The 12,779-nt window shown below is 50.8% G+C and carries 11 protein-coding genes; all 11 read left to right on the top strand.

Going from position 1 to position 12,779, the window contains the following annotated elements; all coding sequences use genetic code 11:
- Nucleotides 1–57 precede the first annotated feature (57 nt).
- Nucleotides 58–2,253, top strand: a complete 2,196-nt coding sequence (locus B3007_RS01435; protein ID WP_301378953.1) for a VWA domain-containing protein — start codon at nt 58–60, stop codon at nt 2,251–2,253.
- Nucleotides 2,254–2,413: 160 nt separating this feature from the next.
- Nucleotides 2,414–3,256: an AAA family ATPase gene (locus tag B3007_RS01430; protein ID WP_076514808.1), complete on the top strand. Its 843-nt coding sequence runs from the start codon at nt 2,414–2,416 to the stop codon at nt 3,254–3,256.
- A 2-nt stretch (nt 3,257–3,258) separates the two neighbouring features.
- Complete coding sequence (locus B3007_RS01425; RefSeq protein WP_068443118.1) at nt 3,259–4,440, top strand: vWA domain-containing protein; 1,182 nt, start codon at nt 3,259–3,261, stop codon at nt 4,438–4,440.
- A 78-nt stretch (nt 4,441–4,518) separates the two neighbouring features.
- Nucleotides 4,519–5,229: a hypothetical protein gene (locus B3007_RS01420; RefSeq protein ID WP_301378956.1), complete on the top strand. Its 711-nt coding sequence runs from the start codon at nt 4,519–4,521 to the stop codon at nt 5,227–5,229.
- Nucleotides 5,226–5,834 (top strand): hypothetical protein, encoded by a 609-nt coding sequence (locus B3007_RS01415; RefSeq protein ID WP_301378957.1) that lies wholly within the window; start codon nt 5,226–5,228, stop codon nt 5,832–5,834. Before B3007_RS01420 ends, B3007_RS01415 begins: the two co-directional genes overlap by 4 nt.
- Nucleotides 5,804–6,298: a hypothetical protein gene (locus tag B3007_RS01410; protein ID WP_301378959.1), complete on the top strand. Its 495-nt coding sequence runs from the start codon at nt 5,804–5,806 to the stop codon at nt 6,296–6,298. Before B3007_RS01415 ends, B3007_RS01410 begins: the two co-directional genes overlap by 31 nt.
- 3 nt (nt 6,299–6,301) lie before the next feature.
- On the top strand, nt 6,302–6,799 hold the full coding sequence (locus B3007_RS01405) for a hypothetical protein (protein ID WP_301378961.1): 498 nt from the start codon (nt 6,302–6,304) through the stop codon (nt 6,797–6,799).
- 4 nt (nt 6,800–6,803) lie between these two features.
- On the top strand, nt 6,804–8,771 hold the full coding sequence (locus tag B3007_RS01400) for a hypothetical protein (protein ID WP_301378963.1): 1,968 nt from the start codon (nt 6,804–6,806) through the stop codon (nt 8,769–8,771).
- On the top strand, nt 8,771–11,578 hold the full coding sequence (locus B3007_RS01395) for a tetratricopeptide repeat protein (protein WP_301378965.1): 2,808 nt from the start codon (nt 8,771–8,773) through the stop codon (nt 11,576–11,578). The genes B3007_RS01400 and B3007_RS01395 overlap by 1 nt, the downstream gene beginning before the upstream one ends.
- Nucleotides 11,559–12,401, top strand: a complete 843-nt coding sequence (locus B3007_RS01390) for a tetratricopeptide repeat protein (RefSeq protein WP_068443135.1) — start codon at nt 11,559–11,561, stop codon at nt 12,399–12,401. The genes B3007_RS01395 and B3007_RS01390 overlap by 20 nt, the downstream gene beginning before the upstream one ends.
- The gene (locus B3007_RS01385; RefSeq protein ID WP_068443138.1) at nt 12,398–12,712 is read left to right on the top strand and encodes a hypothetical protein; all 315 of its coding nucleotides are present in this window, start codon (nt 12,398–12,400) and stop codon (nt 12,710–12,712) included. The genes B3007_RS01390 and B3007_RS01385 overlap by 4 nt, the downstream gene beginning before the upstream one ends.
- Nucleotides 12,713–12,779 lie beyond the last annotated feature (67 nt).

The raw sequence follows: 12,779 nt of genomic DNA, 5'->3' as shown, positions 1-12,779 counted from the left end.
TGATTGAGCTTGAACTTGAGCTTGAAGGTGACTGAGTTAAAGGGAGTCGGAGCTTTTATGCTGCTTTTCCGAGCGATTTTTCTGGCGGTGTTCTTCACCGCTTTAACCCTCAGCGTCCGGGCTGAAGAGTCTCAGGCTCCGGACGTAAGAATCGTGATCGATATCTCCGGTAGCATGAAGGAGACAGATCCTGAAAACCTCAGACGTCCGGCACTTAATCTGCTGACAGAATTATTACCTGAAGGGGCCCGCGCCGGTGTCTGGACCTTCGGGCGCTACGTGAATATGTTGGTGCCGCTTGCTACCGTAGATGAAGCTTGGCGCCAGAAAGCGCGCGCAGCCAGCGGTGATATCAGCTCTGTCGGTCTCAATACCAACCTCGTTGAAGCCCTCGATAAAGCCCTTTATGAGGCGACTCAGAACAGTCAGTTTGATCAGACAGTCATTCTCCTGACCGATGGTCGGATTGATATGGATACCTCCGGTGGTGCCCCTGACACGCCGGCGAATACAGCCGCTCGCGAAAGGCTTATCAGCACGGTTCTTCCTGAGTACATGTCAAAGAATGTCCGTATTCACACTCTTGCCCTGTCCGATGCCGCAGACGTTACTATGCTTGGGCAGCTTGCTATGGAAACAGACGGTCTCGCGCTGAAAGCGCATACCAATGACGAGCTGATGCCAGCATTTCTTAAAGCATTTGATCGTGCCGTACCAAGCGAGCAGGTTCCGCTTGTTGGAAATACCTTCAATATTGACCCGAGTGTTAACGAATTTACTGCGCTGATTTTCAGGGCAGCTTCCAGCAAACCTACGGAACTGGTGTCGCCCTCTGGTGTGCGTATCTCTCAGGATTCTGCAGCGACATCTGCTGATGTCCGCTGGCATCATGACCTGAACTTCGACCTGATTACTGTGAAGTCTCCTGAAACCGGAGACTGGGTCGCCGATGCCGACGTCGCTCCTGACAGTCGGGTGCAGATTTTGTCTGATCTCAAACTAAAAGTGTCTGGCCTGCCGGGAAGCCTTTTTTCTGGTGTGCCGGTGCAGCTTGAAATGTCTCTTGAGAATGAAGGCGAAACAGTAAATGAAGAGACCATTCTGCAACTGACGGATGTCAGCCTTCAGGTCACTGCACCGGATGGCCGTACAGGGAGCAAGTTGCTGTCTGACCCGGAGAGCCTGCCTGTTGATGGGATATTCAGAGAGACCCTGAGTCGGTTGAATCAGCCCGGAGAATATAGGCTGGAGATTAATGCTCAGGGGCGTACATTCGAGCGCAAGCAGGTTCTGACGGCAACGCTGGCTGAGCCGATGCGGGTCGATGTTACTCCTGATGTCGGGCAGCAGATACTTAACGTGCGTGTGTACCCACAAAGTGACCTCGTAGATACTGCTCTGTCGCGGGTGATTTCCAGAATATCCAGCCCGGATGGTAGCTCGGTGATTAACGCTATGGAGTATTCAGAAGGCAGCGGCGCCTGGGAACTCGCGCTTGTCGCCGACAAAGGCCCAGGCAGTTACGAGGTTATGCTAAACATCCGTGGAGTGTCGGCCAGCGGTAAGACATTTAAGAGTAAACCAGAAAGCATTCCTGTGATCTTTCCTTTGGTCTCTGAAGTAAGTACCCCAGTTACCGAAGCGCCAGATCCAGAGCCGGTGAATGAAGAGGTCAGGGAACCTGATATCAGGGGTGAGCAAGCGGCTGTTCAGAACGCACCAGAGCCTACTGTGAGTGAAACTGCTGCAGCACAACCTGATTCGTCTGAAGAGGCACCTGCGGAACCTGAGGTCGTGCCTGTATCTGATGAAATTGTTCCTGATCTGGCGGCGAGATACAGTGAGCAGTCTGCTGTCGAAGAAGTTGGGCCAGAAGAGGAGTCGGGTGTTGCCTGGTGGGTATACGTCCTGCTTGGGGTGGCAAATCTGGCACTTCTAGGTGGGCTGGCGTGGTGGTGGCTGGGGAGGCGCAAAGGAAAATCTGAGAGCGCGGAAGACGTAGCCGCACGCGAAGCGTTGGATCTGGAGACAGGGCAGCTTGATGACGCCGATCTGGATTCCGCTGACTTTGATAACTTTGACGGTGCGGAGGAGGAAGAAATTCCTGCAGCGGAGGAAGAAAGCAAGGTCACTGCTTCTATGGGAGGAGACACCGATATGGGGAGTTCTGAACCCGCAGCGGATGCAGCAGATTCAGCCGATGAAGACGATGACTGGGGGGAATTCGACCTCCCGGACGACAAAAAAGAATAGCGCTTATATTATGACCGCCTCCGGTACCGGAGGCGGCTTCTGTACAATTATCCCTTTCTGTCTGATTTTAAAGCCTTTTTCTGGTCCTGCCTTGCTGTACTAAAGCGGCCTCCTTATACTCTGGCCAGTCAAGAATCAGAGATCGAGAGGTTAAGTCCTGATGAAATTCCAGGGTACCGGTGAATACGTAGCGACACCTGAGCTGCAAATGGCAGTCAACGCAGCAATTACATTGCAGCGACCACTCCTGCTGAAAGGTGAGCCAGGAACCGGTAAAACAATGCTGGCAGAGCAACTGGCCACTTCATTGGGCACTGACCTTATCCAATGGCACATCAAGAGTACGACCAAGGCTCATCAGGGGCTCTATGAGTACGATGCCGTCAGTCGTCTGCGCGACTCGCAACTTGGTGTTGATGGTGTCAATGATATTTCGAACTACATCGTTAAAGGTAAGCTCTGGGAAGCTTTTGAAGCGGATAAGCCTGTTGTTCTGCTGATCGACGAGATTGATAAAGCGGATATCGAGTTCCCGAACGACCTTCTTCTCGAAATCGATAAGATGGAGTTCTTCGTGTATGAAACTCAGGAGCGCATCGTTGCTAAGCACCGCCCAATTATTCTGATTACCAGCAATAACGAGAAAGAATTGCCTGACGCATTCCTGCGCCGCTGCTTCTTCCATTATATCGACTTCCCTGATCGCGAAACCATGAAGGCGATCGTTGATGTGCATTTCCCGAATATTCAGGCGGAGCTGGTCAATGACGCGCTTGAAGTCTTCTTTGACGTGCGCAAAGTACCGGGGCTGAAGAAAAAACCGTCAACTTCTGAACTGGTTGACTGGCTGAAGCTGCTGATGGCCGATGAACTCGGCGTCGAGTTATTACGTAATCACGATACTACCAAGGCAATTCCACCCATGGCGGGTGCTCTGGTGAAGAATGAGCAGGATGTGCACTTGCTGGAGCGTCTTGCGTTTATGAGTCGCCGTCGGGGCTGATCATGCTGATCGACTTTTTCGATACGGTTCGTCGCGCAAAAGTACCTTGCTCGATTCGCGAGTACCTTGACCTCGTTGAGGCGGTTCAGGCGCGGGTAGCCTTTGCAGACCTTGAAGAGTTCTACGCGCTTGCACGTTTGATCCTTGTAAAGGACGAAAAGCACTACGATAAGTTCGACAAGGCCTTTGCCGCCTACTTTGAGGGTATTGAAGCACTGCCTTCATTGTTCGATGACGCCAGTATCCCTGCTGAATGGATGCGCAAAGAGATGGAGAAGCTGCTCTCTGAAGAGGAAATGGCGAAGATTGAATCGCTGGGCGGCTTCGATGAACTGATGAAAACCCTGCAGGAGCGCCTCGAAGAGCAGAAAAAGCGCCATCAGGGTGGAAATAAAATGATCGGTACAGGCGGAACATCACCGTTTGGTGCTGAAGGTTACAACCCGGAAGGGGTTCGTATTGATCAGAATCGTTCCCGTCATAAAAAAGCGGCGAAAGTATGGGAACAGAGAAATTACAAAAATCTCGATGACAATGTGCAGCTCGGTATACGGAACATCAAAGTAGCGTTGCGTCGTCTTCGTCGGTTTGCGCGCCAGGGTGCAGCCGATGAACTTGATATGAATGACACCATCAGTTCTACCGCGCGCAACGCAGGTATGCTCGACATTAAAATGGTTCCAGAACGGCATAACGCTGTGAAAGTACTGCTCTTTTTTGATGTCGGTGGGTCTATGGACCCTCACGTTCGTGTGTGCGAAGAGCTGTTCTCGGCTGCTCGTACCGAGTTCAAGCATATGGAAACCTTTTACTTCCATAACTGCCTGTATGAATCCGTCTGGAAGAATAATATCCGCCGTATGAACGAGCGCACAGAAACATGGGACATTTTGCGCAAGTATGGACAGGATTACCGCGTTATCTTTGTGGGCGATGCCATGATGGCGCCGTATGAGGTAACTCATGCGGGAGGAAGCGTCGAACACTGGAATGAAGAGCCGGGCGCGGTCTGGATGGAACGCATGGCGAATCACTTCGATAAACTGGTCTGGTTGAACCCAGCGCCGGAAGACCATTGGGGGAATGGCGGCTCGCTGGGGGCGATTCGTACATTGGTCAAAGATAAAATGTATCCCATGACCCTTTCAGGTCTTGAGGATGCTATGAGATTTCTCAGCAAATAGCTGAAAATAGAAGTCGGAGGAGCTTGTCAGAGAGGGCAGGTTTCCCCGGAAAATAATAAAGAATGCAGGATGTTTTACATGCAGGCGATACGCTTGTTTTCACCACTGCTGACATTGCTGATTGCTACAGGAATCACTCTTGGCGTTGTTAAGCCGGTTGCTGCTGAGCAGGTCTACATAGGCCTGCGCAATGGGCCGTCTGAGGCCTTTCCTGTCATCTACGAAGTCACCCCATATCGTCGCCTTGAGGTAGTCGCTCGTCGCGGTAGCTGGGTCAAGGCGACTGATGGGCGGAATAGCGGCTGGCTGCATGTCGATGACCTTCATCTGCTCGAAACCTTTCCCCGCGATGAACTCTGGAAGCTAGTTAATGACGCGCGCCCCGGGAAAAATCGACTCGAAGTGACCCTTTCAACCGCGAGCGCCTATTCCGTCGGATGGTTGTTTCCTGTCCTCGGAGAGTATGGCTCTGTGCGTTACACTCGCGCTCCAGAGGGTGATTCGGCGTGGTCAATGCTGGATGTTGGCATCGTTACTCAGTTCGCTCAACCAGCAGATTACTTAACCTTCAGTTGGAGCGCGTTTGCCGGTTATGCCCAGAGTGAGCGAGGCAATACACATTGGTCTGACACGGCTGAGCCTGTCTGGGTTGGTGCGGTAGGTGTTGAATCAATGTGGCGTGTTGCCCGGTATTTTGACTTTGGTGCTCGCGGCGAAGTAGGCACAGCACTTGACAGTGAAATGACAACCCACAGGTCTATGTCATTAGTTTGGAGATTACGTTTATGACTTCTTTTTTGCGGACGGTGGGGCTTGCTTGTATGGCGTTGTGTTCGCTCAGCGCTGCGGCAGAGGTGTTCAGTCCGGGCAGTCAGAGGAACGGTCTCGATGATCTGAGTGAGACTGAAGTCGAACACGGTGTCTTCAGCGTAGGGTATTCCAATGCTCTGGCCTACAACAATGATCCGCAGCCGGGAATTCTGTTCACGGCGCGCTATTTTGCCGGTGAGAAATGGTATTTGCTGGGTGAGGCTCAGATTGGTCAGTTCAGTACGCGTGCCGTGATTAATGACGGCCAGGAAATACGAAGCGATGACGAAGAGCTGCTTCGTTACTCTGCGGGAGCGGGTTACGCGCTCCTTCAGGGGACCGCCAGCACCAGCGGAGTCCGTGCCGTGCCGTGGGTGCTCTCAGCGGAACTTAATGCAGGTGAACAACATTCCGGTGATACCAGTGGTCGTTATGCATCGCTAGGCATGAGCGTTCAGTTTCATGGTGACCGGATCTGGACGGGGATAGGCGTGCGTGAGTTTCTGGTCGACGATGAGCGCCTTCAGTCTCTCGAATCTGATGGGGGCACACAGTGGGATATCTCACTCGGTTTGTATTACTGATCGGTCTGGCCCTGCATCTGCAGGCGTCTGAAAGTCTGAAACCGGGGGATATGGTTCCGGACTTTACGTTACCGGCGACGAACGGATTTGGTCAAAGACTCGAGGAAGCCCGTGGTTCTTATCTGATGTTGATATGGCTTGGAGACTGTGATGAATGTTCCGAGCGTCTCGTCAGATATCAGCTTCTTGCTGAGAGTCTGGAAATTGAAGGGTTGAAAGGATGGTTTGTCTGGACCCCGAAAGGAAAGCGGCAACCGCCCAATATGCGTATTCCAGTTCTGAAGTACGAGCCGAAATGGCGTCAGGGTTGGGTGTTTGATGAGCGACCAGCGGTAATGTTAATTAATGCCGATGGGCGCCTTGATCACCTGATTACAGGTGATCTCAATGATAATTATCAGGAAACTGAGCGGGTGGTTATGCGCTGGATGAGCCAGGGCCGTGACTATCAGCAACCGGAGTAGACAATGAAATTTCTGTTAGTTCTGAGCATGCTGTTTGCCCCTGCCGTCATGGCGGAAGACGCAGCGGTACGTGAACAGGTGATGACAGCAAAAGAAGCGGTGCTTGAGCTAAATCGTGACCTCTATGAGCTGGAGCGGGAGCTTCTGAGCCCAGCTACGACTCGGGCGGCGTTTCATGTGACTCTTAACCATGGTGAATATTTTGAACCTCTGTCAGTTGAACTCTCGGTAGATGGCAAGCTTGAACTTCAGCATCTGTATACTGAACGTCAGGTAAAGGCCTTGCGTATGGGCGCGGTACAGCCGCTGGGTGATCTCAACCTTGCACCGGGCAAACATGAAGTGTCTGTAACTATTCGTGGTGTCGACCACCAGGGTCAGGGGCGTGAACTTGCGATCACTGAAATGATCAGCAAAACCGGTAAACCGCTTATCACAGAACTCCTGATCGTCGACCGGGATGACCTGCAGAGTGCACGATTACAGCTGAAGTACTGGTAATTTGATGCAGAGACTATTTCTTCTACTTCTGTTGGCTCCGCTGGCTTTGTTCAGTGTGGGCCTATACGCAGAGGGCTTGTCAGAAGACGATATCGATTTTGATCTTGATGATATCGAAGGTATCGGTGTCAACGAAGACGCTGAGAAACGACTTCTGCGCGGTAATTTTTATTATTCCTATCTCATCGGTGAGTATTACCAGACGCTTTACTATCTACGCGAATGGAAAGAGCTTATTGGTAGCGACACGACGCCAGAGACTGAAGCTGAAGTTATGAGGGCTGCCGTCTATCTGTCGCTGGGGTTGGAGGATCAGGCAGAAGATCTCTTTTACGCTGTATTTGAAGAGGGCGGAAGTGCATCTGGAGACGCCTGGTATTTTTTGACGCAACGTCTTTTCAACGCAGGTTTTTATGGTCGTGCAGAGCAGGCTGCACGGAATGCACTTGCTGCATCGCCTGCTCTCAGCCGACGTTATGATCAGGAGCTTTCTTACCTCCTGGCCAGTAGTATCAGTGAGCAGGACCGGGTAGAAGAAGCTCAGGTTGTAGTTAAGAGCATGGAAGACGCGAGTATCTGGACGGGTTACGCGCGCTACAACCTTATTCTGGCGATGGTTCGTCAGAATTTCAGAAGTCGCGACATCGAAGCGACCATCGATGAGGCAATTTTCTACTTACCAGACAACGAAGAAGGCACGGCTCTGCGTGATCGTATTCTGCTGATTTCTGGTATAGCTGCGATGGAGCGGGATAAGCACGCAATGGCTAATCGTTATTTTTCGGACGTGACGCTGGAATCTGTATTTACTCCGCCCGCCTTATTGCACCACGGATGGAATCTTTTGGCTCAGTGGCGCTATGAAGATGCTATTCAGCCATGGCGTATCCTGCAGCAGCTTTACGATGAATATCATCCTGCGGTTGTTGAATCCTACCTTGCAGTACCTCACACACTTGAGCTGGTCGATGCTGTCAATCAGTCTGTGCTTGCATATGAACGTGTTGAGGAACGCTTGACTGAGATGGTCGGGGAGCTGAAACAACTCAATCAGGAAGAGTCACTGGGAAATTGGCTACATGAGTGGCGCCAGTCAAATGAAGCTGAGAATTGGGGCTGGCAGAGACAGGCGCTTGGTGATCTGCCACAGAGCCAGGTAACGCGTTTTGCTCAGGGGTTACTGAAAGAAGAGGCGTTTACGCAAGAGTTAGCGCGCCTTCATGACCTTGATCGTATCCGCGCTGACCTCGCAGAAGCGATGCGTGAGTTGACCTTGTGGGAAGATATCCTCGTCCAGCGCCGGGAAAATCTTGAAGCGATGGGGGGGGAGGCTCTGCTGGAACAACTGGAAGAGCGTCAGATGGATGTTCTTCGGAGCATTCTTGCTGTTCAGGACAGACTCCTGGACGAGGATGAAACGGTTTTCTCTTACGCATCCAGAAGTGATGAAGCGCGAATCGAGCGTTTAAGAAGTGTCGTTCCTGCGGTTACTCTGCTCCAGAAAATAGGTACGCCGACCCGTGATCTCGCGCCATACAAAGAGCGCTGGCGGCGAATGAGGGGGCTGCAGCTCTGGTCGATATATGAAGCGCAGCCTCAACGTAAATGGGATACCGAGCGCGACCATATGATATTGCGCTCTGAAACTGACAAGTTATTCCGTCAATTAGAGAATACGCGTACCTCCCTGATCTGGGCTGACAGTTCATGGCGCGGATTTCCTGAACGTGTCGGTCAGTTGCAGCAAAGAGTTGCCGCGCTGGACTCTGATGTCGCCGGGATCCAGCGTGATCAGGAAGCACTTCTCACAGAAATGACAAAACAGCATCTGACAGAGCTCGATGAACGCCTGACGCTTTATCTCGCACAGGCACGCCTGGCGCTGGCTCGGCTCTACGACGATTCACTACAGAATGAATTTGGCTCACTCGAATATGAGCCGGAAAATGAAAAACAGGAGGCGGTTAAGTAATGTTGCACCGTTTCATACTGTTAGTAATGTTCGTAGTAGTCAGCTCTGGCTGTAGTTGGTTTGGTAAAAAAGACGAACGTAAGTACCTGTCAGACATTGGTACGCTTACCGTTCGCACAGCGTCCGATGAACCTCTTGGAGTTGATCATCGTGATGTAATTCGCAGCTATAAATCCTATCTCGAAGTGTCGACTGATCCTGAGTTGCGGGTTCGTGTGGCGCACCGCATTGCCGGCCTGAAACTGCAGTGGGACGAGATCCGAATGGATCAGTTTGGTGATGATATCGATGCAATGGTCGAAGAAGACCGGGAAATGGCAGAGGCGTCGATTGGTGACTATGAAACTCTTCTTGAGCTCTATCCTGACCGCATAGACAACGACACCATCTACTATCAGCTGGCGAAAGCGTATTCGTTGGCTGGTCGACAGAATCAGGCCATCGCTGTGCTGGAAGAATTAACTGAGCGCTACCCTGAGTCTATTTACTATCTTGAATCGCAATTCCGACTGGGAAGAATGCTTTATAACGTTAGTGATTTCGAAGCTTCGGAAAGTCGCTTCACCCAGGTCGTAGAGTTCGGTCCCGAAGGTAATCCGTATTACCTTGATGCGCAGTATTTCTGCGGCTGGGCATTGTTTAAGCAAAATCGACTGGAAGATAGTCTGCTCTCCTTTACGGAAATGATTGATGAACACTTCCCGGATGATGAAACGCTGATGGCCGCAGACGGAGCCGAACTGGAAGTATTGAATGATACGCTTCGGATCATGGCATTGATGTTTGATTATCTCGGCGACTGGAACGAAATTGCTCGTTTCTACGATGAACATGGAACCCGGTATTTCGAATATCGGATTTATGCCGAACTGTCTAATCAGTATTACGAAAAGAAATACTTCAAAAGCTCGGCATCAACCCTTCGTGCATTTGTAGATCGTTTCCCAGATGACGATCGAGCCCCGCTTTATTATCGTCGTCTGATTTCAGGATATGAAAAAGCCGGTTATCCGATGCTGCGCAGAAAGCACAAAGAGGTCTTTATCGAACGTTTCGGTGTTGGTTCACCTTATTGGGAAACGCATGGTGAAGAAGTACGCACTCTGATCACCGTTGCTTTGGGCGACTATATCTGGGATCTCGCTACATTTGCGCACGGCTGGGGGCAGCAAACGAAATCAGCGAGTGACAAACGCGAGCGATTGGAGCAGGCCGCTGGCTGGTATCGTGAATATATCCGCTCATTTCCCAAGGCGCCGGATGCTGTAAAAGCACATTTTTTATTGGCTGAAATTTCATACGAAATCGGCAATTACGATGACGCGCGCAATAACTTTGAAATCGTTGCTTATCAGTATCCTTTCTACGAAAACGCGGCAGAGGCTGGTTATGCAGCATTGTTGGCTTATAACAAATACAAGCCTACACCAGAGGAAGAGGCGCGCTGGCGCCAGCTGACTGTAGCCAGTGCAAAACGTTTTGTGCTCGAATTTCCGCAGGATGAACGACGTGGAACCGTCTTGGTGAATACTGCAGAGATGCTTCTCGCGGATGAATATTATGGCCAGGCGTTAACTACGGCCCGGCTTGCACAGGAAAGTGGTGTTGAACTGCCTCCGCGCTATTCTTACGGAGCGTCATTGGTGCAGGGGCATTCAGCCTTTGAGCTAGGGAAGTTTGAAGAAGCAGAAGCAGCGCTTCTTGCTGCCTCTGAGTATCCAGAGTTGAATCGTAAGCAGCGCGCTGATCTTCGCCAGAAGTCAGCGGCTGCAATTTATAAACAGGGCGAAGCTGCGCGGGAAGAAAATCCAGAAGAAGCCGTAGCGCAATGGTTGCGGCTGGCGGAAGTTGTGCCAGAGAGTGACCTCCGTGAGAATGCGGAATACGATGCCGCCACACTGTTGATGCAGATCGAAGATTTTGCCCGAGCTGAAGAGGTGCTTCTTGGGTTCCGTGAAAATCATCCGAACAGTAAATTCTCGAACGATATTCGTAGCAAACTAATTATTGCTTATGAAGGTCAGGGCGAGTGGCGACAGGCAGCCTTTGAACTGAAGACTATCTCGGACTCTGGCACGGATGATGAGGAGAAACGAATCGCCGCTTTCCAGTCGGCGGAGTATTTCGAGAAGGCCGAGGATTACGATAACGCTATCGTAATGTATCGACGCTATGCACATACGTACAAACGTCCTTTTGATCCCGCTATTGAAGCCCACTATAAGCTTGATCAGATATACGCAAAACTAGGTGAAGAAGAAAAACGCCGTTTCTGGTTAGACAAAATTATCAGTCTCCATTCTCGTGCTGGCGATGATAGAACAGATCGATCTCGTTATCTGGCCTCTAAGGCGGCCTTTGAGTTGGGTGAGTTTGATCGGCGCCGCTTCGACGATATAGAAATAACTCTGCCTCTGGCGAAAAGTATTGTGCGTAAGAACAACGCTATGCAAGGGGCGCTTAAACGTTATACCCAGGCCGTTGAGATGGAAGTTCTGGAATTTACTACGCCTGCGACTTTCCATATTGGTGATATGTATGCCAAGTTCAGTCGCGGTTTGATGGAATCTGAACGTCCAGCGGGCATGGACGAACTCGAAGAAGAAGAATACACCTTCCTGCTCGAGGATCAGGCATTTCCTCTGGAAGAAGCTGCGATTGATATTCATCAGACCAATATCAGCAGGACCTATGATGGCCTCTATGATGAATGGGTTAAGAAAAGTTTCCGGTCTATGGCTAGATTGATGCCGGGCCAATACGACAAACAAGAAAAAGCGGTGACCTATGTTGATCAGATTCGCTAGTGCGTTACTGATTCTATTATTGAGCGCCTGTGCGTCGAATAGGCCTGTAATCCAGGATTCGGCAGAATTTGGCCCTGATGGTCAGCCCGTTGCTGAACCTCTTCCAGAGGGGTTTGAAAACGAATACCGTAATGGTTTGTCGCTTATGGAAGACGAACGCTTTGATGAGGCCTTGCAGCACTGGGCAGATATGTCAGTTGTTTTTGGTCAGTATCCGGGAGTGTGGAGTAACCTGGGACTCGCGCATTATCAGCGAGGCAATTATGAAGAGGCCGTCTCTGCTTATGAGCAGGTTGAAACTATAGACCCGACTTTTTGCCCGGTTCATGCGTTGAGCGGTGTAGCTTATCGTGAATTGGGGCGTTTTGATGATGCTCAAGCGAGTTATTACGCCGCCATTGATTGTGATCCCGATGACGGGCGTCACTATTATAATCTAGGTATTCTTCTGGATCTGTATCGTAACGACCTTGAAAGCGCGCTTGAATTTTATCGCAAGGCGCGTCGATTAATGCCGGATAACGAGCAGTTAAATATCTGGGTGATAGACCTTGCGCGTCGAGTCGGTGTCGACGAGGCTGATCCGGCGAGTGTTGATGAGTGGTATAGCTCGTTAAAAGCACCCGCCGACGAAACTACGGATGCGGTTATACAAGGCCAGGTAACCGACATTAATGCTTCAGAGGGTGTTATTGATGCAGAAGACTCTCAGGAAGTAGCACCCGCTGATGATGCGGTTATGCCTGAAGAGGCGGGTGAAGCCCCTGCCTCCCCTGAAACAGCAACTCCTGATCAAGGCACGGTCGAAGAGGAGGCATTATGAGATATCTGATAGCTTTGCTCATACCTCTGATGCTTATAAGTACAGAAGTGCTCTCTGCTGATGACGATGTTGTCCGTCTACAGGGCATGACAATTCGTGGAAATAGCGAAAACCCGAATGTCCTCTATATTAATGCCTGGCAGCCGCCTCCCGGAACGGGGCGGCTGTATGAACCAGTTACCAGCTTCAACCGTCACTGGTTTCGACCATTAACCCGTGACAGTCTGAAACGAGAGATACGTTATGGTAAGCGTTACAACGAAAAAGAGGATCACGTCACAAGGCTAAACGAAGTCCTCGAAATACAGTGAGCTGCGGTTTTTTCTGCAGAGAAATAATGGTTAAATCAGCCCGTGTGCAGCTTAATGAGCTGCCTAT

Origin of the sequence: Thalassolituus sp. UBA675 (genome assembly GCF_002297765.1) — a bacterium.
Taxonomy (GTDB): domain Bacteria; phylum Pseudomonadota; class Gammaproteobacteria; order Pseudomonadales; family Oceanobacteraceae; genus Thalassolituus.
This window is presented reverse-complemented; position numbering and strand designations above follow the sequence as displayed.